23 protein-coding genes and 1 other annotated feature are annotated in these 20,697 nt (G+C 66.1%); of the genes, 17 read left to right on the forward strand and 6 right to left on the reverse strand.

Annotated elements, in window-relative coordinates; translation table 11 throughout:
• Positions 1 to 2: 2 nt before the first annotated feature.
• Positions 3 to 56: a sequence feature (sul1 is cis-regulatory element that is thought to sense ions involved in sulfur or methionine metabolism; They are found in Alphaproteobacteria), on the reverse strand.
• 109 nt (positions 57 to 165) lie between these two features.
• Both yghU and topA read left to right on the forward strand, forming a co-directional pair.
• Positions 166 to 1,065, forward strand: coding sequence for a glutathione-dependent disulfide-bond oxidoreductase (yghU, locus tag ACX40Y_RS07115; protein ID WP_459118841.1), 900 nt, complete (start codon positions 166 to 168; stop codon positions 1,063 to 1,065).
• 89 nt (positions 1,066 to 1,154) lie between these two features.
• Complete coding sequence (gene topA / locus ACX40Y_RS07120) at positions 1,155 to 3,719, forward strand: type I DNA topoisomerase (RefSeq protein WP_459118842.1); 2,565 nt, start codon at positions 1,155 to 1,157, stop codon at positions 3,717 to 3,719.
• 30 nt (positions 3,720 to 3,749) lie between these two features.
• On the opposite strand, the gene ACX40Y_RS07125 is transcribed toward topA, so the two are convergent.
• Positions 3,750 to 4,046 (reverse strand): hypothetical protein, encoded by a 297-nt coding sequence (locus tag ACX40Y_RS07125; RefSeq protein WP_459118843.1) that lies wholly within the window; start codon positions 4,044 to 4,046, stop codon positions 3,750 to 3,752.
• An 86-nt stretch (positions 4,047 to 4,132) separates the two neighbouring features.
• A complete protein-coding gene (gene panC / locus ACX40Y_RS07130) occupies positions 4,133 to 4,966 on the reverse strand; it encodes a pantoate--beta-alanine ligase (protein ID WP_459118844.1) in 834 nt (277 codons plus the stop codon).
• A 71-nt stretch (positions 4,967 to 5,037) separates the two neighbouring features.
• Here panC and ACX40Y_RS07135 point away from each other — a divergent pair, with 71 nt between their 5' ends.
• The 13 genes from ACX40Y_RS07135 (at position 5,038) to ACX40Y_RS07195 (ending at position 14,816) form a co-directional block, all read left to right on the forward strand.
• Entirely contained in the window at positions 5,038 to 5,841 is an 804-nt protein-coding gene (locus ACX40Y_RS07135; protein WP_459118845.1) for a division plane positioning ATPase MipZ, read from the forward strand.
• Positions 5,841 to 6,131: a J domain-containing protein gene (locus ACX40Y_RS07140; protein ID WP_459118846.1), complete on the forward strand. Its 291-nt coding sequence runs from the start codon at positions 5,841 to 5,843 to the stop codon at positions 6,129 to 6,131. Before ACX40Y_RS07135 ends, ACX40Y_RS07140 begins: the two co-directional genes overlap by 1 nt.
• Before the next feature lie 118 nt (positions 6,132 to 6,249).
• A complete protein-coding gene (gene pgmG / locus ACX40Y_RS07145) occupies positions 6,250 to 7,638 on the forward strand; it encodes a phosphoglucomutase/phosphomannomutase PgmG (RefSeq protein WP_459118847.1) in 1,389 nt (462 codons plus the stop codon).
• 79 nt (positions 7,639 to 7,717) lie between these two features.
• Positions 7,718 to 8,482: an exonuclease domain-containing protein gene (locus ACX40Y_RS07150; protein ID WP_459118848.1), complete on the forward strand. Its 765-nt coding sequence runs from the start codon at positions 7,718 to 7,720 to the stop codon at positions 8,480 to 8,482.
• Between the two features lie 198 nt (positions 8,483 to 8,680).
• Positions 8,681 to 9,133: a YbgC/FadM family acyl-CoA thioesterase gene (locus ACX40Y_RS07155; RefSeq protein WP_459118849.1), complete on the forward strand. Its 453-nt coding sequence runs from the start codon at positions 8,681 to 8,683 to the stop codon at positions 9,131 to 9,133.
• Between the two features lie 6 nt (positions 9,134 to 9,139).
• A complete protein-coding gene (gene tolQ, locus ACX40Y_RS07160; protein WP_459118850.1) occupies positions 9,140 to 9,826 on the forward strand; it encodes a protein TolQ in 687 nt (228 codons plus the stop codon).
• A 4-nt stretch (positions 9,827 to 9,830) separates the two neighbouring features.
• On the forward strand, positions 9,831 to 10,271 hold the full coding sequence (gene tolR, locus ACX40Y_RS07165; RefSeq protein WP_459118851.1) for a protein TolR: 441 nt from the start codon (positions 9,831 to 9,833) through the stop codon (positions 10,269 to 10,271).
• An 8-nt stretch (positions 10,272 to 10,279) separates the two neighbouring features.
• Positions 10,280 to 11,140: a cell envelope biogenesis protein TolA gene (locus tag ACX40Y_RS07170; RefSeq protein WP_459118852.1), complete on the forward strand. Its 861-nt coding sequence runs from the start codon at positions 10,280 to 10,282 to the stop codon at positions 11,138 to 11,140.
• Positions 11,141 to 11,150: 10 nt separating this feature from the next.
• Complete coding sequence (gene tolB, locus ACX40Y_RS07175) at positions 11,151 to 12,548, forward strand: Tol-Pal system beta propeller repeat protein TolB (RefSeq protein ID WP_459118853.1); 1,398 nt, start codon at positions 11,151 to 11,153, stop codon at positions 12,546 to 12,548.
• 66 nt (positions 12,549 to 12,614) lie between these two features.
• Positions 12,615 to 13,130, forward strand: a complete 516-nt coding sequence (pal, locus tag ACX40Y_RS07180; RefSeq protein ID WP_459118854.1) for a peptidoglycan-associated lipoprotein Pal — start codon at positions 12,615 to 12,617, stop codon at positions 13,128 to 13,130.
• A gap of 164 nt (positions 13,131 to 13,294) precedes the next feature.
• Complete coding sequence (locus tag ACX40Y_RS07185; protein ID WP_459118855.1) at positions 13,295 to 14,200, forward strand: SPFH domain-containing protein; 906 nt, start codon at positions 13,295 to 13,297, stop codon at positions 14,198 to 14,200.
• A 9-nt stretch (positions 14,201 to 14,209) separates the two neighbouring features.
• Positions 14,210 to 14,431 carry a type II toxin-antitoxin system antitoxin gene (locus ACX40Y_RS07190; RefSeq protein WP_459118856.1) on the forward strand — a complete coding sequence of 74 codons (222 nt, stop codon included), beginning with the start codon at positions 14,210 to 14,212 and terminating at the stop codon, positions 14,429 to 14,431.
• 148 nt (positions 14,432 to 14,579) lie between these two features.
• A complete protein-coding gene (locus tag ACX40Y_RS07195) occupies positions 14,580 to 14,816 on the forward strand; it encodes a hypothetical protein (RefSeq protein ID WP_459118857.1) in 237 nt (78 codons plus the stop codon).
• Positions 14,817 to 14,947: 131 nt separating this feature from the next.
• Here the strand turns inward: ACX40Y_RS07195 and ACX40Y_RS07200 are convergent, their stop codons facing one another.
• Entirely contained in the window at positions 14,948 to 15,106 is a 159-nt protein-coding gene (locus ACX40Y_RS07200; RefSeq protein WP_459118858.1) for a hypothetical protein, read from the reverse strand.
• A 43-nt stretch (positions 15,107 to 15,149) separates the two neighbouring features.
• On the reverse strand, positions 15,150 to 15,995 hold the full coding sequence (locus ACX40Y_RS07205; RefSeq protein ID WP_459118859.1) for a S1/P1 nuclease: 846 nt from the start codon (positions 15,993 to 15,995) through the stop codon (positions 15,150 to 15,152).
• A gap of 163 nt (positions 15,996 to 16,158) precedes the next feature.
• On the opposite strand from ACX40Y_RS07205, the gene ispG reads away from it, so the two are divergent.
• Complete coding sequence (gene ispG / locus ACX40Y_RS07210; RefSeq protein ID WP_459118860.1) at positions 16,159 to 17,283, forward strand: flavodoxin-dependent (E)-4-hydroxy-3-methylbut-2-enyl-diphosphate synthase; 1,125 nt, start codon at positions 16,159 to 16,161, stop codon at positions 17,281 to 17,283.
• Here the strand turns inward: ispG and ACX40Y_RS07215 are convergent.
• Positions 17,205 to 18,107 carry a hypothetical protein gene (locus ACX40Y_RS07215; RefSeq protein WP_459118861.1) on the reverse strand — a complete coding sequence of 301 codons (903 nt, stop codon included), beginning with the start codon at positions 18,105 to 18,107 and terminating at the stop codon, positions 17,205 to 17,207. The two genes, ispG and ACX40Y_RS07215, sit on opposite strands and share 79 nt — an antisense overlap.
• A 175-nt stretch (positions 18,108 to 18,282) precedes the next feature.
• Here ACX40Y_RS07215 and ACX40Y_RS07220 point away from each other — a divergent pair, with 175 nt between their 5' ends.
• The gene (locus ACX40Y_RS07220) at positions 18,283 to 19,890 is read left to right on the forward strand and encodes a catalase (protein ID WP_459118862.1); all 1,608 of its coding nucleotides are present in this window, start codon (positions 18,283 to 18,285) and stop codon (positions 19,888 to 19,890) included.
• A 255-nt stretch (positions 19,891 to 20,145) separates the two neighbouring features.
• On the opposite strand, the gene ACX40Y_RS07225 is transcribed toward ACX40Y_RS07220, so the two are convergent.
• Positions 20,146 to 20,697: hypothetical protein (locus ACX40Y_RS07225; RefSeq protein ID WP_459118863.1), on the reverse strand; the 552-nt coding region annotated here is incomplete at its 5' end.

A 20,697-nucleotide genomic window follows, 5' to 3' on the forward strand; every position in this document is an offset into this window, starting at 1 on the left:
CGCATTGTCCGGGGGATAGGCGCCCGGCCGAGCCACCCGGGCAGGCCGGGTCCGTCGAATGGCGGCGCCTATGCCGCAGTGCAGCGACAATTTCAACCTTGCATGGGCTGGCAAGCCGGTGCTCGCCCCCTACATGCCGGCAGACCCGAATTCAGGAGACCGCGAATGGCCAACGCCCCCGATCCCGCGAACAACCAGCCTGCCGGCTATGTCCCGCCCGAGGTCTGGACCTGGGAACCGGGCAATGGCGGCCAGTTCGCCAACATCAACCGGCCGACCTCCGGCGCGACGCACGAGAAGGAACTGCCGGTCGGCCAGCACCCGATCCAGCTCTATTCGCTCGGCACGCCGAACGGGCAGAAGGTGACGATCCTGCTCGAGGAACTTCTCGCCGCCGGCCATGCCGGTGCCGAATATGACGCCTGGAAGATCAACATCGGCGAGGGCGACCAGTTCGGCAGCGGCTTCGTCGCGATTAATCCCAATTCGAAGATCCCGGCGATGGTCGACCGCTCGGTCACGCCGGCGCTGCCGATCTTCGAAAGCGGCGCGATGATGCTCTATCTCGCCGAGAAGTTTGGCGCCTTCCTGCCGACCGACACCGCCAAGCGCGCGCAGATGCTGAGCTGGCTGATGTGGCAGATGGGCTCGGCGCCGTTTCTGGGCGGCGGCTTCGGCCATTTCTTCGCCTATGCGCCGATCAAGATCCAGTACGCGATCGATCGCTATGCGATGGAGGCCAAGCGGCAGCTCCACGTGCTCGACACGCATCTGGCCACCAACCGCTACATGGTGGGCGACGACTATACGATCGCCGACATGGCGATCTTCCCCTGGTACGGCGCGGTGGTGCGCGGCGAGACCTATGCCGGCGCGGACAAATTCCTGAGTGCGAAGGAATATCCGAACCTGCTGCGCTGGGCCGACGCGATCGCCAGCCGCGAGCCGGTCCGCCGCGGCCGCCTCGTCAACAAGGGCACAGGCCCGGAAGACCAGCGCGTGCCGGAGCGCCACGACGCGAAAGACATCGATGTGGTGCTGGAACGGATGCGGGCGACGGCCTGATCGTCGGCAGGCGCGCCGCATGGCTTGACGCGGTGCGGCGCGCTTCCCCATCCTCGCACGCGTACACGTAGGGATCGATCGAACACTTCATGCAGCTTGTCATCGTCGAATCGCCGGCCAAGGCGAAAACCATCGAGAAATATCTCGGCAAGGACTATCGCGTGCTCGCCAGCTATGGCCATGTCCGCGACCTGCCGGCGCGCGACGGGTCGGTGAATCCCGACGACTCGTTCGCGATGGAGTGGGAAACCTACGCCGACAAGTCGAAGCAGCTGAAGGCGATCGCCGACGAGGCGAAGAAGGCCGATCGCCTGATCCTCGCGACCGACCCTGATCGCGAAGGCGAGGCGATCAGCTGGCATGTCCGCGAGGTGCTCAAGAACAAGAAGGCGCTCCCCAAGGAGGTCGAGCGCGTCACCTTCAACGCGATCACCAAGCCGGCGATCCTCGAGGCGATGCAGCGCCCGCGCGAGCTGGATACCGACCTGATCGACGCGTACCGCGCCCGCCGCGCGCTCGATTACCTTGTCGGCTTCACGCTTTCGCCGGTGCTCTGGCGCAAGCTGCCTGGCGCCAAGTCGGCGGGTCGCGTCCAGTCGGTGGCGTTGCGGCTGATCGTCGATCGCGAGCGCGAGATCGAAAGCTTCGTCGCGCAGGAATATTGGTCGGTCATCGCCGAGATGGAATCGGACGGCACGCCGTTCCAGGCGCGTCTCGTCAAATGGAAGGGCGAGAAGCTCGACCGCCTGTCGATCGGCGACCAGGGCAGCGCCGAGGCCGCCAAGAAGGCGGTCGAGGAAGGCCGCTTCACCGTCGTCTCGGTCGAGACCAAGCCGGCGATGCGCAACCCGCCGCCGCCGTTCACGACGTCCACGCTGCAGCAGGAAGCGGCGCGCAAGCTCGGCTTCTCGGCCAGCCACACGATGCGGATCGCCCAGGCGCTCTACGAGGACGGCGCGATTACGTACATGCGTACCGACGGCGTCCAGATGGACCCCTCGGCGATCCAGGCGGCGCGCAAGGCGGTGGCCGATCGCTATGACGGCAGCTACGTGCCGGACAAGCCGCGCCAGTACCAGACCAAGGCGAAGAACGCCCAGGAAGCGCACGAGGCGATCCGCCCGACGGACTTCAGCAAGGACCGTGCGGGCTCGGGCGACCATGCCAAGCTGTACGACCTGATCTGGAAGCGCGCGCTCGCCAGCCAGATGGCCTCGGCCCGCATGGAGCGCACCACCGTCGATCTGGCGGACGGCACCGGCCAGCACGGGCTGCGCGCCACCGGCCAGGTGGTGCTCTTCCCCGGCTATCTCGCGCTCTACGAAGAGGGCAAGGACGACGAGGGCGACGAGGACAGCCGCCGCCTGCCGCGGATGAGCGAAGGTGCGTCCCCGGCGAAGAAGGCGGTCAACGCCGAGCAGCATTTCACCCAGCCGCCGCCGCGCTTCTCCGAAGCCTCGCTGGTCAAGCGGCTGGAGGAACTGGGGATTGGTCGCCCGTCGACCTATGCCTCGATCATCCAGGTGCTCAAGGACCGCGCCTATGTGCGGGTGGAGAAGAACCGCTTCTTCGCCGAGGAGAGCGGCCGGCTGCTGACGGCGTTCCTCGAACGCTTTTTCGAGAAATACGTCTCGTTCGACTTCACCGCCGGGCTCGAAGAGGAACTCGACGACGTCTCCGGCGGCCGCGCTGCGTGGCAGGCGGTGCTGGAAGCCTTCTGGCGCGACTTCAAGCCGCGCACCGCCGAGGTGATGGAGCAGAAGCCGTCGGACATCACCGCCGCGCTCGACGAGTTCCTCGCGCCCTATATGTTCCCGGCCAAGGCCGATGGCAGCGATCCCCGGCTATGCCCCAATTGCGGCAACGGCCGGCTGGCGCTGCGCGGCGGGCGTTTCGGTGCGTTCATCGCCTGCTCCAACTATCCCGACTGCAAGTTCACCCGCCGCTTCGCCCAGCCGGGCGGCGAGGGAAGCGAGGATAGCGGGCCCGAACTGCTCGGCCAGGATCCCGACACCGGGCTCAATGTCGAGCGCAAGTCGGGACGCTTCGGCCCCTATGTCCAGATGGGCGAGGGCAAGGATGCCGCGCGCGCGTCGATCCCGAAGGATATCGACCTCGATCTCGAATGGGCGCTCAAGCTGCTCAAGCTGCCGCGCACGATCGGCGACCATCCCGAAACCGGCAAGCCGATCGTCGCGTCGATCGGCCGCTATGGCCCCTATCTTCAGCATGACGGCAAATATGCCCGGCTCCAGTCGACCGCCGACGTGTTCGAAACCGGCATGAACGCGGCGGTGGTCAAGCTGGCCGAGGCGGCGGCGAATGGCGGGCGCCCGGCGCGCGGCGCCGCACGCGAACCGCTGAAGATCCTCGGCAAGCACCCGCGCAGCGAGGCCGAGATCAAGCTGATGGAGGGCCGCTACGGCCCCTATATCACCGATGGCGAGACCAATGCGACGCTGCCCAAGACGATCGACAAGGACGCGCTGACGCTCGAGGAAGCCGCCCAGCTGATCGACGCGAAGGCGGCGGCGGGGCCGGCCAAGGGCAAGAAGAAAAAGGCCGCACCCAAAAAGGCGGCGGCAAAGACCACGGCGGCAAAGAAGCCCGCGGCGAAGAAGGCGCCCGCGAAAAAGGCGGCACCCAAGGCCTGACGCCGGGCACCCGGCCCGGCGCGCGCCCGATCAGGCGGCGCGGCTCTCCAGGCCGCGCAGCCAGGCGCGTGCCGCCTTCTGCGCCTCGATGATCTCGCGCGCGGTCATGTCCTCGGCGATTTCGGCGCGGCACGCCTGGGCTTCGTCGCTGCCGGTGACGGCGGCGATGTTGAACCATTTGTGCGCTTCCACCAGGTCGATCGGCACGCCCTCTGCGCCGCTCGAAAACACGACGCCCAGATCGAAACAGGCATCGGCATTGCCGCGCGCCGCATCGCGCAACCGGCTCTCGATCAGGAAACGCGCACTTCTGAGGCCATTGGCCATTGGTCCAACCCCTTGTTCGTCCCGCAATGGAAGCGAATTTGAGGGGTTGAGACCAACAAAGTGTTAACGGGGTTAACCGTAGAAGTTCATAGGACCGGGATATTGTCGATCAGGCGCGTGCCGCCGATCCGTGCGGCGGCGAGCAGCCGCATCGGCTGGCCCTCGATCGGTTCGCCCAGCGTCTCGGCATCGACCAGCGCGACATAATCGACCTCGAACCCCGCCGCCGTCAGCGTCTCGCGCGCCTGGGCAAGTGCCGCCTCGCGGTCGCCGCCATCGCCGATCGCGCGCGCGGCCGCGCCGAGCGCACGGGGCAGCGCCACGGCGCTCGCGCGGTCCTCGGGCACCAGATAGGCGTTGCGCGACGACAGGGCGAGGCCGTCATCCTCGCGCTGGGTGGGGATGCCCTGGATTTCGATCCCCATGTCCAGATCGGCGACCATGCGGCGGATCACCTGCAATTGCTGCCAGTCCTTCTCGCCGAACAGCGCGACATCGGGCCGCACCTGGCCGAACAGCTTGGCCACCACCGTCGCCACGCCGTCGAAATGGCCGGGCCGGTGCGCGCCGTCGAGCACGTCGCTGACGCCGGAGACGGAGACGCGCGTGGCGAACCCGTCCGGGTACATCGCCTCGACGCTCGGCAGCCATAACAGGTCGACATTGGCGGCGGCGAGCAGGCGCGAATCGGCCTGTTCGCGGCGGGGATATTTGGCGAGATCCTCATTCGGTCCGAACTGGATCGGATTGACGAAGATCGATACGACGACGCGGTCCGCCGCGCGCTTCGCGGCATCGATCAGGGCCATATGGCCGTCATGGAGCGCGCCCATCGTGGGCACGAATGCCAGCCTTGCGCCATCGGCGCGAAGGGCGGTGATCGCCTCGCGGAGCGCATCGGGTTGGCGGACAGTTTGCACGCTTTGGCACTTTCGATATGAACGGAAGCGCGGCCTTCTATGGGTCGCGGGCGGCGCGATCAAGTAAAGGAATGCATGCGTTGAATCAGGCTGCGAAGCGCCTCCATGTGCTGGTTTTCGCCAACGAAAAGGGCGGCACGGGCAAGTCGACCACGGCCGTCCACGCGGCGATCGCGCTGGCGTCGAAGGGGGCGCGAGTCGCCTGTTTCGATCTCGATCATCGCCAGCGGACGATGGGTCGCTATCTCGACAATCGCGCCGCGACGATCCGCCGCACCGGGCGTGATCTGCCGATGCCGGTCTATGAAACGCATGACGGCGAAAGCCTGGATTTCTTTACCGAGACGCTCGACGCACTTGGCCAGAATGCAGATTTTCTGGTGATCGATACGCCCGGCCGCGACGATCGCTTCGCGCGGATTTCGGTGACCAATGCCGATACGCTGGTCACGCCGATGAACGACAGCTTCGTCGATTTCGATCTGATCGGCCAGGTCGATCCGGACACGTTCCGCGTGACGCGCCCCAGCTTTTATTCGGAACTGATCTGGGAATCGCGCAAGCGCCGGGCCAAGGCCGATGGCGAAACGATCGACTGGGTGGTGCTGCGCAACCGCATGCAGCACATCGAGGCGCGCAACATGAAGCGCGTGTCGGAGGCGATCGATCAGCTTTCCAAGCGGGTCGGCTTTCGTGTCATTTCGGGACTGTCCGAACGCGTCATCTATCGCGAGCTGTTCCCGCAGGGGCTGACGATGCTCGATTCGCGTGAGTTCGGCGAAATGGGACTCAGCCATGTCGCCGCGCGGCAGGAATTGCGCGAGATGATGGCGGGTCTGGCGCTCCCCGATGTCCAGGCGCCGCTGTTCGCCTGATGCTCAAGCTCATCATTATCGGGCTGGCGATCGGCCTCGTCTGGAAATGGTTTCTCAAGCCCGCGAGCAAGCCCGCGCGCGTGGCCCCGCCACCGCCGCCTTCGCCGGTCGCGCAGGCGATGGCGGTGGACGAGGCGCGTTCGATCCTCGGGCTCGGCGCCGATGCCGATGACGAGGCAGTTCGCGCCGCGCATCGCCGGCTGGTCGCGGCGGTGCATCCGGACAAGGGCGGCTCGGCCGATCTCACCCGGCGGATCAACATGGCGCGCGATACGCTGCTGCGAGGCTGAGCCCGGCGGTGAGCGACCGGTAAATATAGAAACCGGCGGGCCGATCGTGTCGCAGGCGACTTGAAACTTCTGGCGCGCTCGCGGATTAGGCCGGCATCGCTATTCCGGGAGGGCCATGATGACGCACCGTTTCGACCCCACTTCACTGCGCGAATATGACATCCGCGGAATCGTGGGCAAGACGCTGGGCGAGGATGATGCGCGCGCGATCGGGCGCGGCTTCGCCACCCTGCTGCGCCGCGCCGGCGGACGCCGCGTGGCGGTGGGCCGCGACGGCCGCGTTTCCTCGCCGATGCTCGAGGCCGCGCTGATCGAGGGGCTGACCGCGTCGGGCTGCGACGTGGTGCGGATCGGCATGGGCCCCACGCCGATGCTATATTATGCCGAGGCAACGCTGGAGGTGGATGGCGGCATCCAGATAACCGGCAGCCATAATCCCGGCAATTACAACGGCTTCAAGATGGTGTTCCAGCACGGATCGTTCTTCGGCAAGGACATCCAGACGCTGGGCAAGATGGCCGCCGAGGGTGATTGGGACGAAGGCGACGGCACCGAGACCGTCACCGACGCCGACATCGAAGACATGTATGTCGGCCGCCTCGTCGCCGGCTATGCCGGGGGCACGTATCGGATCGGCTGGGACGCCGGCAACGGCGCGGCCGGCCCGGTGATCGAGAAGCTCGTCAAGCTGCTGCCGGGTGAGCACCATACGCTGTTCACCGATGTCGACGGTAATTTCCCCAATCATCATCCCGATCCCACCGAGGAAAAGAACCTCGCCGATCTGAAACGCCTCGTCGCCGAAAAGAACCTCGATTTCGGTCTCGCTTTCGATGGCGACGGCGACCGGCTTGGCGCGATCGACGGCCAGGGCCGGGTGGTGTGGGGCGACCAGCTGCTGTCGATCCTCGCCGAGCCGGTGCTGCGCGTCGATCCGGGTGCCACGATCATCGCCGATGTGAAGGCCAGCCAGGCGCTGTACGACCGCGTCGCCGAACTGGGCGGCAAGCCGGTGATGTGGAAGACCGGCCACAGCCTCATCAAGACCAAGATGAAGGAAACCGGCGCGCCGCTGGCGGGCGAGATGAGCGGCCACATCTTCTTTGCGCAGGATTATTACGGCTTCGACGACGCGCAGTACGCGGCGGTGCGGCTGATCCAGGCGCTCCACGTCATCGGCAAGTCGCTCACCCAACTCAAGGACGAGATGCCGGCGATGGTCAACACGCCGGAAATGCGCTTCCAGGTCGATGAAAGCCGCAAGTTCCCGGTGATCGACGAAGTGCTCGACCGGCTTGAGAGCGACGGGGCCGAGGTCGATCGCACCGATGGCGCGCGCGTCAACACCGCCGATGGCTGGTGGCTGCTGCGCGCCTCGAACACGCAGGACGTGCTCGTCGCGCGGGCCGAGGCGAAGAGCGAGGAAGGGCTCGATCGCCTGATGGCGCAGATCGACGATCAGCTGGCCAAGAGCGGCATCGTCCGCGGCGAACAGGCGGCGCACTGATGGCCCGCCGCCCGCCGCGCTTCGGGGCGGCGGGCGGTTTCGGCTGGCAATTCGGGGTAAAACCCCCCACATCGCGGGCATGGCGACGCCACCTCCCTCGATCATCCGTGTCATCGATCTGGAAACCACCGGCGACAAGCCGCCCGCCCACGCCGTGTGCGAGATCGGCTGGCAGGACGTCGCGCTCGGCGCCGATGGCCGCTGGGAATTGCAGGGCGAGGGCGGCAGCCGGTTGGTCAACCCCGGTCGCGGCATCCCGCCGCTGACGATGGCGATCCACCATATCCGCGACGAGGATGTCGCCGACGCGCCCTATTGGCACGATGTCGCCCGGCCGATCCTCGATCCCTGGCCCCGCCGCGTCGCGCTCGCCGCGCATCGCGCCGCGTTCGAGGAACAGTTCTGCACGCCCGCGCTCACCCGCGGTGCCGACTGGATCTGCACGTGGAAATGCGCGCTGCGGCTCTGGCCCGACAGCCCGGGCTTCTCCAACCAGATGCTGCGCTACTGGCGCCGGCCCGAGGGGATCGAGCATGAGCGCGGCCTGCCGGCGCACCGCGCCTTCCCCGACGCCTATGTCACCGCCTTCCACCTGCGGGACATGCTCAACGAAGCGAGCGTCGCGCAGCTGGTCGAATGGTCGAACCAGCCGGGGCTGCTGCCGCGCGTCCGCTACGGCCCCGATCGCGGCAAGGAATGGAGCGAGATCGATGACGATTCGCTCGAAGGCTTCCTCACCGATCGCGACGAGGACATCCGCTTCACCGCCGAGACCGAACTCGCCCGCCGCCGCGGCGGCGCCCCCGTCGGCCGCAGCGCCCCGGCCCAGCGCCTGCTGTTCTAACCTTCACTCCTCCCCGGAACGGGGAGGGGGGCCATGCGAAGCATGGTGGAGGGGGATCTCCGCGGGCGAATCCGGTGTGCAGCCCCCCCTCCACCACCGCCTGCGGCGGCGGTCCCCTTCCCCGTGCCGGGGAGGATTGAAAGGGGCCGCTTGCTTTGGGGTTCCGCTAGGGCATCCCCTCCGCTAGGAGGCCAATCCATGACCAGCAGCGACCAACACCCTGCCGGCCGCTTCGATGGCCGCGAGCATTGCTTCGCGCTGACCGTCTATTTCGAGGACACCGACCTCACCGGCATGGTTTATCATGCCAATTATCTGCGCTTCATGGAACGTGCCCGATCGGACATGCTCGATTGCCTGGGCATCGATCAGCGCGCCGTGTTCGAAGCGGGCGAGGGCGCCTATGCCGTCACCGCGCTCGACATCCGATATCGCACGCCTGCGAAACTGCGCGACCGGCTGATCGTTGTCAGCCGGTTGATCCAGCTGCGGGCTGCTGCCGTGGTTATTCAGCAACGAGTCATGCGGGGCGAAACCATAGTGGCGGAGGCGATGGTCACGGTGGCGTTCGTCGCCCCCAATGGCCGCCCCCGCCGCCAGCCCGTCGAATGGTCGGCTGCATTCGAACCGTTGCTCTGGAAGGAGAATTGAGCGTCCATGCCGACTGTCACCACCGATGCCGTCCTGTCGCCGATCCACCTGTTCCTGCAGGCCGACATCGTCGTGAAGCTCGTGATGATCGGGCTTTTGCTGGCGAGCCTGTGGACCTGGTCGATCATCCTCAGCTTCGGCTTCAAGATCGGCGGGATCCGCAAGGACATCCAGCGCTTCGAGACCGAATATCGCGAAGCCGACGATATCGACGAGTTCCACCGCCGCATCGCCAGCCGTGACCAGCCGATCGCGCGCGTGTTCGGCGCCGGCGTCACCGAATGGCGCCGCTCGACCGTGGGCAAGACGATCGACCGCGAAGGTACGCGCGAACGCCTGGCCACCGCGATGGGCGCGACGATCGCGATGGAGATCGACCGGCTCGCCGATCGGCTCAACTTCCTCGCCACGGTCGGCTCGGTCGCGCCGTTCGTCGGCCTGTTCGGCACCGTCTGGGGAATCATGCGCGCCTTTACCGGCATCGCCGCCGCGCAGAGCTCGTCGCTCGCGGTCGTCGCGCCGGGCATTGCCGAGGCGCTGTTCGCCACCGCGATCGGCCTGTTCGCCGCCATCCCGGCGGTGATCGCGTACAACCGCTACAGCCACGGCGTGAACCGCGTCGAATCGCGGCTCAACCGCTTCGCTGACGGCTTCCACGCGACGCTCAGCCGTCGCCTGGAGATGGAGGGCTGAGCCGATGGCGATGCACCTTCCCTCCAACAAGGGGCGCGGGCGCCGCGCGCCGATGGCCGATATCAACGTCACGCCGCTGGTCGACGTGATGCTGGTGCTGCTCATCATCTTCATGGTCACGGCGCCGCTGCTCACCGCCGGCGTGCCGGTGAACCTGCCCGAAAGCCGTGCCAAGGCGCTCGATCAGGACCAGAAGCCGGTGCAGATCTCGATCGACGCGCAGGGCCAGGTGTTCATCGATACCGATGCGGTGAGCGATGCCGAACTGCCCGCGAAGCTCGATGCGATCGCCGCGAAGAAGGGGCCGGACGGCAAGCCGTCGGCGATCTATCTGCGCGGCGACATGGCGCTCGGCTATGGCAAGGTGATGCGCGTGATGGGCGAGCTCAATCGCGCCGGTCTCAACCGCGTCTCCCTGCTCACCGATCCGACTGCCCAGCCCTGAGCGTGTCCGTGTCGATCGATCGTTCCGAGCGGATCGGGCTCGGCATTTCCATCGCGGCGCATGCTGCGGTGCTCGCGGTGCTGTCGATCGGGTTGCTCGACGCGCCCAAGCCCGAACAGCCCAAGCTGATCCCGATCGACGTCTCGCTGGCCGAGGATGTCGGCATGGAAAGCACCGCGCCGGTGGTCAGCCATGAGGAACTGGCGGCGAAGAAGTCGCCCGTCGAGGCGCCCGTCGAACCCGATACCGCGCCGCCCGAGCCTGCGCCGGAGCCCGAACCCGCGCCCGAGCCCAAGCCGCGCGCCGCGCCGCCCAAGCCTGCGCCGGCCCCTGCTGAGAAGCCGCAGCCGAAAAAGCCCGAGCCGAAACCGGCCAAGCCGTCGCCGCCGCAAAAGCCCAGCGCCGCGCCCGCGAACACCGCGTCCAATTCGCCATCGCGCCGCCCGGTCAAGCCAACCGGCAATCTTGCCGGGCTCGATCTCGGCCGGTCGAACAACAAGACGAACAGCACCGCGCTCAACAACCCGGCCAGCGCCGCGTCTTCGGCCGAGGTCGCGAGTTTCCGCGGCGTGATCACCCGCCAGATCCAGCCTTGCGCCAATCGCCAGGTGACGCCGGGACCGGGGGCGGAAAAGATCCGCGTGCTGCTGCGCGTCAACTTCAAGGCCGATGGCTCGCTCGCCGGCGATCCCGAAATCACCGGGGTTCAGGGCAACGACGGCGCCAATGCGCGTTATGTCGAGCGGGTGAAGGACCTGGCGATCGCGACGTTCAAGGGCTGCACGCCGATCCGCGGCTTGCCTGCCGAGCTCTATGCCGTACCCAATGGCTGGAAAAGCCTGCCGTTCAGCTACAAGCTGCCTGGATGAGGATGAGATGATGAAATTCCCGACTTCGGCCCCCACACTGGCTTTTGCGACGCTGCTGCTGGCGGGCGCCGCCCATGCCCAGACCACGCCGCCCCCGCCGATCGCGAACAGCCCGCAGGCGGCGGCGCAGGATCAGCAGCAGGGCGGCCAGCCGGTGATCGACATCGTCGGCGGCATCTCCGCGCCGATGCCGATCGCGATTCCGGTGATGCCCACCGCCGCCGTCACCGATACGCCGGCCGGCTCCACCGACGTGCTCGGCCAGAAGCTCGCCGAAATCATCACCAGCGATCTGCGCGGCTCGGGCCTGTTCACGCCCGTCCAGCCCGCGCTGCTGCGCACCGTCGGCTTTGCCGAGGTGACGGCGCCTGCCTATGACTATTGGGGCGGCACCGGCGCGCAGGCGCTGGTCCAGGGCTTTGTCCGTGCCAATTCGAACGGCAGCCTGACGGTCGGCTGCTATCTCTACGACGTGCTCGCCAAGACCGAGCTGGTGCGTCAGGGCTTCGTCGTCGCGCCCGCCGACTGGCGCCGCGCCGCGCACAAATGCGCCGATTCGATCTACACGCGGCTCACCGGCGAAGGCCCCTATTTCGACACCCAGGTCGTCTATATCGCCGAAAGCGGGCCGAAGAACCGCCGCCGCAAGCAACTGGCGATCATGGATCAGGACGGCGCCAATCATCGCTTCCTCACCAACGGCCAGTCGATCACGCTCACCCCGCGCATGTCGCCGAAGCAGGACGCGATCCTGTATATGAGCTTCGAGCGCGATCGTCCGTCGATCCATATCTATGATCTGAACTCGCGCCGCGATCGCGTGCTCGTCTCCAATGTCGCGCTCAACTTCGCGCCGCACTGGTCGCCCGATGCGCGCTGGGTGGTGTTCTCGATGGCGGTCGGCGGCAACACCGACGTCTATCGCGTGCCCGCAAGCGGCGGCACGCCGCAGCGGCTCACCACCTCGCCCGGCATCGATACCGGCGGCAGCTATTCGCCCGACGGATCGAAGATCGTGTTCGAAAGCGATCGCAGCGGCACGCAGCAGCTTTACGTGATGAACGCCGATGGCTCGAACCAGCACCGGATCAGCTTCGGCAGCGGCCGCTATGCGGCGCCGGCCTGGAGCCCGCGCGGTGATCTGATCGCCTTCACCCGCATCGGCGGTGGCGCGTTCCGCATCGGCGTGATGAGCCCGTCGGGCCAGGGCGAGCGGCTGCTCACCAACAGCTGGGGCGACGAAGGCCCCAGCTGGGCGCCCAATGGCCGCGTCATCATCTTCTTCCGATCGGCACGCGGCTCCGGCCGCCCCGATCTGTGGACCGTCGATCTCACCGGATCGGCCACCCGCCGGGTGCCCACCCCGCTCGACGGCTCCGATCCCAATTGGGGACCAGTTCGTCCCTGAACTATAACGCCACGTACGCGTAATGAATGCGTGCGACGCGCCCATCGTCGTCAAAAGGAGGAATAAATGGCCAAGCTGACCACCAGTCTGATGCTCGGAGTGGCACTCGTCGCCACCGCCGCCTGCTCGAAGAAGCCGCCCGAGGCGCTGCCGCCGGCGCCGACCGAGCAGCCGCCGGTTTCGACCGAGCCCTATGGCAGCGGCGAAACGACGCAGGCGACCCCGCTGTCGGAGCAGTTCCGTCGCGAAGTCACCAGCGACACCGTGCATTTCGCGCTCGACGAATATGACATCGATCCCGAAGCGCGCGCGATCCTGGACAGCCAGGCTCGCTGGCTGGTGGCGCATCCCAACGTCCGCATCACGATCGAGGGGCATTGCGACGAGCGCGGCACCCGCGAATACAATCTCGCGCTGGGCGATCGCCGCGCCAATGCCGCGAAGAACTATCTCGCGGCGCGCGGCGTTTCGGCCGATCGCATGACCACGATCAGCTACGGCAAGGAACGCCCGATCGCGATGGGTTCGGACGAGGCGAGCTGGGCGCAGAACCGTCGCGCGGTGACCATCGTCCTCAGCTGAGGCCGCGCACCGCCGCGAAAGGTGGGCCGCCGGGGCATCCGCTCCGGCGGCCTTTTTCGTGCCCGGCCGACGCCTGCGCCAAACAGCCGCGCGACACCCGCCGATTGCGCTTGCCGACGATCGCAGAACGATATAAAAGTGATATCACAATTAAGGAGGGTATCATGACGAATGTGCGCGATGGGGGCCGGGCGCTGCGGCAGAGCAGTGAAACGGTTGCGCATACCACCAGTGGCTATGGCATGCTGGTCGTGGCGCTGGCGTTTCTGATCGCGGGCGGGGCGGCGTTCACCCAGATCGATCAGGTGCCGAAACTCGTGTTTCTCGGCTGGCTGGTCGCGGCGGGGCTGGGCGCCACCTTCGTGGCCATCGGCTTCTACCTGCTTCAGCCCAATCAGGCGGCGGCGATCCTGCTGTTCGGCGATTATCGCGGCACCGATCGGAACGCCGGGCTGCGCTGGGCCTGGCCGTGGCTGATCAAGACCAAGGTGTCGGTGCGCGCCAACAACATGATCTCGGACACGATCAAGGTGAACGATCTGCGCGGCAACCCGATCGAGATGGCGGCACAGGTGGTGTGGCGCGTCACCGATACCGCCCAGGCGCTGTTCGACGTCGATGATTACAAGGCGTTCGTCGACGTGCAGATCGAGGCGGCGGTGCGCACCATCGGCTCGCGCTATCCCTATGACGATTTCGAGCATCAGGAAGTGACGCTTCGCGGCAACCATGAACAGGTCGGCGGCGAACTGCGCGACGAACTGATCGCGCGGCTGCGGGTGGCGGGGATCACCGTCGACGAATGCGGCTTTACGCATCTCGCCTATGCGCAGGAAATCGCCGGCGCGATGCTGCGGCGCCAGCAGGCGCAGGCGGTAGTCGCGGCGCGCACCACGCTGGTCGAAGGCGCGGTGGGCATGGTCGAACTGGCGCTCGATCAGCTTTCGGAAAAGAATGTCGTCGAACTCGATGACGAGCGGCGCGCGGCGATGGTGTCGAACCTGATGGTCGTGCTGTGCAGCGAACGTGACACCCAGCCGGTGGTCAACGCCGGGTCGCTCTATCAGTAAGGCATCGTCGTGAGTTCGCCCCCGCCGAAGAAAGCCTTTCCCCTCCGTCTCGATCCCGCGCTCCACGCGGCGATCGAGCGGAGCGCGGCGGCCGATCTGCGCAGCGTCAACGCGCAGGTCGAATGCCTGCTGCGCGAGGCGCTGGCGCGGCGCGGGGTGAAACTCGCCGATCCCGTTCGGCCGAAACGCGGGCGTCCGCCCCGGGCCGGCGAGGGGGAAGGGGAGGCATAACGGACACCGCCGGGCGGTGCCCGCCGGTTTGGCAGAGAAGGAGAGCCATCATGTTCATTGCCGTTTTCGCACCGCGCAAGCGCCTCCCCTATCTGATCGCCGCGTCGGCGGTCGCACTGGCGGCGGGCCTCGTCGCGATGGTGCTGGCATGATCCGCCCGGGCTATTGGTTCCGGCCGAAAACCATCGGCTATGGCGCCACGCCGGTAACGTGGCAGGGCTGGTCGCTCGTGCTGGCATTCATCGCCGCGGTGGTATCGATCGGGCATTTGTCCCGCGACGGGCAACCCTGGCTGCTCGCGTTGCTCGTTCCGCTCACGCTCGGCCTGATCTGGTTGACGCGACGCAAGACCGATGGCGACTGGCACTGGCGGCCGCGTCGATAGGGCCCGAACCGGCCCCGCTTCTTCAAGTTGATCCGTGCCTCCGGCCTCATCGGAACTCGCCATGTCGCCGAACCGTTGGATTCGCTTACAATAATTTGAAGGTCAGGCGAATGTCATCCACCGGTTTTCTATCATCGCTCAACTTGATAACACTTGTTATCGCCGTCGTCGTTCTCGGGGTCGGGCTGGCTTATTTCATTCGACGGCGCGGCAATCGTCATCCGCTGGAGGGGCAGCGCGAGCGCAACGTCGCGCGCGATCTCGATGCGCGGAACAGCGCGCCCGATCATCTGCCGCCGTCCTGACGTCGCCGTCCGGGCGACGCGCGGCCGATCAGCCCAGCGCCTCGTCGAGCAGCCGGGCCAGCCGCAGCCCGCCGCGCACCACCTGCTCGCGCGCAGCGGGGACCAGCCGCGCGATCGTCGCCTCGTCGAGATGCGCGGGGTGTTCGCCCGGCGTGCAGACCGCGTCGCCGGCCGCGCTCGGATAGACGATATCGCGCGCGACTTCCCAGCTTTCGCGGCTCCAGTCGGTGACGCTGCCGCCCCAGACGGCAGCGCGTTCGGCAGCGCTGTAGCGCCGCACCGGCGACGGCGGCGTGGTGATCGCGCGCTCGGCCAGATAGCCGTCCCACACCGAATGCAGGTTCAGCCGCTTGCTGGTGAAGATGCCGTAATTGGTCTTCACCTGGTTGCCGCCCAGATCGGTATGATCGCCGGCATGGAGCGGCTGGTGCAGGTCGCCGACGAAGTGGATCAGGAACGCCAGCGCCTGGAGGCGCTCGCGCAGCGGCACCGTGCGGTCCTTGAGCAGCTTCATGTCGCGCTCGATCTGCGCGGAGACGCAATTGCCGTCGCGGCACGGCGGCTTCAAGTCGAACGGCTTGCAGATGTCGACATTCTGATAATGCCACGAATAGGCATAGCTGAAGCGCGGCCCCAGCGTCTTGATGCAATCGGCCCATACGCTTGCCTGCTCGATCGTGCGTGCAGGGCAGGTGGGGGTGTCGAGCAGCGCCGATCGCGCCAGCATCGCATCGATCCGCGCACGCACCTGCGGCGTCACGTTGCGATAGGCGATCGCCGCCACGGTTTCGTGGCCATATTCCCAATAGGCGGCGGCGGGGGAGGCGGCGCCAAGACCGATCAGCGCGGCAAGCAGACACAGGATGCGACTCATGCCGGTCGCCCTAGGCCCGCGCGCCGCCCGCCGCAATCGCTGGCGGCGCCGTCTATCGCATGGTTCACCGGTGCTGTTCATCCCATCCCTCCTTAAGGACGCGACGCCATTCGCCGCCGCATCGGGCCTAGGCGCGGGGCGCGGGCGGGGCTATATAGCGCGCATGTCCGTACGACCCTGGCGCGATATCGTCCGGCGGCCCAGCCGCCAGATCATGGTGGGCAATGTCCCCGTTGGCGGCGATGCGCCGGTGACGGTTCAGACCATGACCAACACCGCCACCTCCGACGTCAAGGCGACGATCGACCAGATTCGCCGCTGCGAGGATGCCGGCGCCGACATCATCCGCGTCTCCTGCCCCGATGTGGAGAGCACCGCCGCGCTCAAGCAGATCGTCCGCGCCGCGCGCGTGCCGATCGTCGCCGACATCCATTTCCACTATAAACGTGCGCTGGAAGCCGCCGATGCCGGCGCCGCCTGCCTGCGCATCAATCCCGGCAATATCGGATCGGCCGAGCGCGTGAACGAAGTCGTCAACGCCGCCAAGGCGAACGGCGCCGCGATCCGCATCGGCGTGAATGCCGGCAGCCTCGAGAAGGATTTGCTCGAGAAATACGGCGAGCCCTGTCCCGAGGCGCTGGTCGAATCCGCGCTCGATCACATCAAGCTGCTGCAGGACCGCGACTTCCACGAATTCAAGGTGGCGGTGAAGGCATCGGACGTGTTCCTCGCCGTCGCCGCCTATCAGCAGCTCGCCGATGCGGTCGATTGCCCGCTCCACCTCGGCATCACCGAGGCGGGCGGGTTTGTCGGCGGCACGGTCAAGTCGGCGATCGGCATCGGTTCGCTGCTCTGGTTCGGCATCGGCGACACGATCCGCGTCAGCCTTTCCGCCGAGCCCGAAGAGGAAATCCGCGTCGGCTTCGAGATCCTGAAGGCGCTCGGCATTCGCAATAGGGGCGTCCGCGTCGTCTCCTGCCCCAGCTGCGCGCGTCAGGGCTTCGACGTGATCCGCACCGTCCAGGCGCTCGAGGAACGGCTCCAGCACATCCGCACGCCGCTGTCGCTCTCGGTGCTCGGCTGCGTGGTCAACGGCCCGGGCGAGGCGCGCGAGACCGATATCGGCCTCACCGGCGGCGGCAACGGCAAGCACATGGTCTATCTGTCGGGCCTCACCGACCACACGGTCGAGGATGCCGACATGCTCGATCACATCGTCAAGCTGGTCGAGGCCAAAGCCGCCGAGATCGAAGCCGCGAACGCCGAGCCGGCCCAAGCGGCCGAGTGACCCCCGAGCCCAACGCTGCGCTGATCGACGCGGCCACGCTGGTCGCGGCGCTGTTCCTCGCCCGGCTCGCGCTGCTGGGGCTCGCTCCGCCGGGCCGGGTGACGCGCTGGGCGGCGCGCTGGCTGCGGCGCGGGGTGATGGCGGCGCTGCTCGTCCCGGCGCTCCGCCTTTTCACGCTCGCGCCGGCCGCCGGCGATCGCGCCGCGCTGCTCTGTGCGGCCGCCATCGCGATCCTCGCCACCGGCCCGCTGCTCGCGCTGCTCGACGGCGCCTTTACCGACTGGCTCGCGGCGCGCCGGCGGGCTTGAGCGGCGCCGCGGCGCCACCCCGAACCCGCCATCGCCTGACGGCCGCGTCAGCGCTCCGGTTGCGCCGGCGCGCGGGGTGCGTCGCCCGCCTTCTCGGCGCGCACCGCCGGCGCGGGCTCGCCGCCGCGCCGGGCGCTGTTGTAAACCTCCCATGCTCAGGAAACCGGCGGCCGCGCCGATCATCCCCAGCGCAAGCTGCACGTCGCGCTTGCAGCGGTGAAGCACGGGCTTGCGCTCGGCGAGCGCGTCGATCAGCCGGACATTCCCGCCGATCGCGGTCATCGCGGCCAGCCCGAAGAACACCACCGTGATCCACACGGCGCGCGACGACTCCTGCAACAGGCTCCCGATCAGCGTAATCGCCAGCCCCGCCGCGGCCACGCTCACCGTCGCCAGTTGATCGAGCAGCTTCGATTGCAGCTCATAGGCGAGGTCCGGCGACACCGCCTCGTGGCGCTCATTGCCGATCGGATCGGGCAGGCTCTGGTTCCGTCGAAACAGGCGGCGCAGCGTCATTCTCCCCGATCGGCTCCAGCGTGGTGCCGTTATGGCTTGGCGGGGGCGGGGCGTCGAGGGGGGGTGAGCGCTGCTTCCGTCGCCAAATTGGTCGTTCGCTCGCGGCGAAGGAACGAGCGCTCCTATCCGCTGTTATCGATGCACGCTCTCGAAATGCACATCGGAGGTATTGATCATGTCCGAAGATAAATCCGCGCCCCGCACGACAACCGATGCCGGCATTCCAGTCCAGAGCGACGAGCATTCGCTTTCGATCGGCCGTGACGGCCCGATCGTGCTCAATGATCATTATTTGATCGAGCAGATGGCGAACTTCAATCGCGAGCGAATTCCGGAGCGCCAGCCGCATGCGAAGGGGAGCGGTGCCTTTGGTCATTTCGAGGTGACTGCGGATATCCGCCGATACACAAAGGCTAAATTTCTCCAGCCGGGCGCGAAGGTGGAAACCGCTATGCGCTTTTCCACGGTGGCGGGTGAGCGAGGGAGCCCAGACACTTGGCGAGATCCACGCGGTTTTTCAGTCAAGTTTTACACCGAGGACGGCAATTTCGACATGGTCGGCAACAACACGCCGATCTTCTTCATTCGCGACCCGATGAAGTTTCAACACTTCATCCGAAGCCAGAAGCGCCGCGCGGACAATGGGCTGCGCGATCACGACATGCAGTGGGATTTCTGGACGCTCAGCCCGGAAAGCGCCCATCAAGTTACCTATTTAATGGGCGATCGCGGCGTTCCGAAGAACTGGCGTGAAATGAACGGCTACAGCAGCCACACCTATATGCTCATAAACGAGGCGGGCGAGAAGTTCTGGGTCAAGTGGCATTTCCACACCGATCTCGGCGACGGCAACGCCCATCTCACGCAGGAAGAAGCCGACAAGATGGCCGGGCAGGACGGCGACTATCATCGCCGGGATCTATTCGATCACATTGCCAAGGGCGAATTTCCCACTTGGACGTTGAAGTTCCAGGTGATGCCGTTCGAAGATGCCAAAACCTATCGCATCAACCCGTTCGATCTGACCAAGATATGGCCGCACAGCAATTATCCGCTGATCGAAGTCGGCAAGCTGACGCTCGATACCAATCCGGTGGATTGGGACACCCAGATCGAGCAATTGGCGTTCGAGCCGAACAATATGGTGCCTGGAATTGGCCTGAGCCCCGATAAGATGCTGCTCGCGCGCGGCTTCTCCTATTCAGACGCGCACCGCGCTCGGTTGGGCGTTAATTACAAGCAGATCCCGGTGAACCAGGCCAACGCCGCGGAGGTGCATTCTTACTCGCGGGCAGGCCGGGGCCGGACCGTCAACGCACTCGATCCGGTCTATGCACCCAATTCCTATGGCGGCCCCGGCGCGCAACCGGAAGTGGGGGGAGAAGCAACGTGGATGGCCGATGGCGAGATGGTGCGTGCCGCCTACACCTTGCGCGAGGATGATGACGATTGGAGCCAGGCGGGCCTGTTGGTCCGCGAAGTCATGGATGATGCGCAGCGCAGCCGCTTTGTGAACAATGTCGCCGGGCATCTGGCGGACGGCGTCAGCGAGCCGATCTTGCAACGCGCATTCGCTTACTGGCGTAACGTCGATGCGGGTATCGGCGACAGGATCGAAAAGGCGACCCGCGATTTGCTCGGGGGAATGTCAACCGCTCCGGGGATGGCCAGTGCGCAATCCATATCGGGCTATCAAGGCATTCCGGCCACCTCGTCCATCGCGCAAGGTGAAGGAGAGAAGAACGCGATCGTTGACGAACGCAAGGTTGTTGTCGCGGAATAACGATGTCGCTCGGCCGACCATGAGCGTGAGCGCGCCTTCGTCATGTTGCGAAGGTGCGCTTTCGCCTCGATTTTCGACTTTCCCGGCCAAGTTTCTGTCGTCATGGGAGATCGGTCAGGCGAAGGTTGCTTGTTTCGAATGTCCGCCGGATGAAGCGCTGTCTCAGGCCGGGCAAATCCGCTCCGACGACCGTAAACGTCGGTTCACCGGCTAAGATAGGGCTTGGCTCGCATAGCCCCAGTTGCGTTCTTGGCGTTACACCGACAGCATTGCGTCGATCCCTACGCTGCGCCACTCTCTCTTAAGGTATAGCTGAATTCTGGCGGTGACTACCGTGTGTCTCCGTGCTGTACGAACCCGAACGACATATCGATTTTGATCGGTCAGTGAGGCAAGCGGTGGCAGCTCAAGTTGACAGGGATAGTCTTCGGAACGAGAGTTTTCAGCGCAATACATGCCTCGCGCGATGATCGTTCCCGAAGCGGTGGATACAAGGTCAACCGAATAAGGTCTTCCTTCAGGTAGGTTTCGGCACTCATCGACGAAAACACGGACATCGAGAGGGTACGCAACGCGGGAGGCCCAAATCCCTGGAAGGTACATTTCGTTCTTCCAGCCACCGTTACTGGTTACCGAAATCGAGCAGCCTGTATTATTTTTGGAGATGTTGCTTTCGATCGTTTCCGATCGGTACGGCCAAAGGAAGAAAGCCAGCAATGCCGTAGGAACCGCAGCCAAAATGAAAATCCATCCGCGCTTCACAATCTTCACCGCTGCTTTCGCTGTTAGCTGAGTTGCCAAATCATC

The sequence above is a fragment of the Sphingomonas sp. RS6 genome (assembly GCF_054489705.1).

Coding starts and splice junctions, on each gene's coding strand:
- yghU (WP_459118841.1), top strand. CDS start 166: ATGGCCAACGCCCCCGATCCCGCGAACAACCAGCCTGCCGGCTATGTC.
- topA (WP_459118842.1), top strand. CDS start 1,155: ATGCAGCTTGTCATCGTCGAATCGCCGGCCAAGGCGAAAACCATCGAG.
- ACX40Y_RS07125 (WP_459118843.1), bottom strand. CDS start 4,046: ATGGCCAATGGCCTCAGAAGTGCGCGTTTCCTGATCGAGAGCCGGTTG.
- ACX40Y_RS07135 (WP_459118845.1), top strand. CDS start 5,038: ATGCATGCGTTGAATCAGGCTGCGAAGCGCCTCCATGTGCTGGTTTTC.
- ACX40Y_RS07140 (WP_459118846.1), top strand. CDS start 5,841: ATGCTCAAGCTCATCATTATCGGGCTGGCGATCGGCCTCGTCTGGAAA.
- pgmG (WP_459118847.1), top strand. CDS start 6,250: ATGACGCACCGTTTCGACCCCACTTCACTGCGCGAATATGACATCCGC.
- ACX40Y_RS07150 (WP_459118848.1), top strand. CDS start 7,718: ATGGCGACGCCACCTCCCTCGATCATCCGTGTCATCGATCTGGAAACC.
- ACX40Y_RS07155 (WP_459118849.1), top strand. CDS start 8,681: ATGACCAGCAGCGACCAACACCCTGCCGGCCGCTTCGATGGCCGCGAG.
- tolQ (WP_459118850.1), top strand. CDS start 9,140: ATGCCGACTGTCACCACCGATGCCGTCCTGTCGCCGATCCACCTGTTC.
- tolR (WP_459118851.1), top strand. CDS start 9,831: ATGGCGATGCACCTTCCCTCCAACAAGGGGCGCGGGCGCCGCGCGCCG.
- tolB (WP_459118853.1), top strand. CDS start 11,151: ATGAAATTCCCGACTTCGGCCCCCACACTGGCTTTTGCGACGCTGCTG.
- pal (WP_459118854.1), top strand. CDS start 12,615: ATGGCCAAGCTGACCACCAGTCTGATGCTCGGAGTGGCACTCGTCGCC.
- ACX40Y_RS07185 (WP_459118855.1), top strand. CDS start 13,295: ATGACGAATGTGCGCGATGGGGGCCGGGCGCTGCGGCAGAGCAGTGAA.
- ACX40Y_RS07195 (WP_459118857.1), top strand. CDS start 14,580: ATGATCCGCCCGGGCTATTGGTTCCGGCCGAAAACCATCGGCTATGGC.
- ACX40Y_RS07200 (WP_459118858.1), bottom strand. CDS start 15,106: ATGATCGGGCGCGCTGTTCCGCGCATCGAGATCGCGCGCGACGTTGCG.
- ACX40Y_RS07205 (WP_459118859.1), bottom strand. CDS start 15,995: ATGAGTCGCATCCTGTGTCTGCTTGCCGCGCTGATCGGTCTTGGCGCC.
- ispG (WP_459118860.1), top strand. CDS start 16,159: ATGTCCGTACGACCCTGGCGCGATATCGTCCGGCGGCCCAGCCGCCAG.
- ACX40Y_RS07215 (WP_459118861.1), bottom strand. CDS start 18,107: ATGACGCTGCGCCGCCTGTTTCGACGGAACCAGAGCCTGCCCGATCCG.
- ACX40Y_RS07220 (WP_459118862.1), top strand. CDS start 18,283: ATGTCCGAAGATAAATCCGCGCCCCGCACGACAACCGATGCCGGCATT.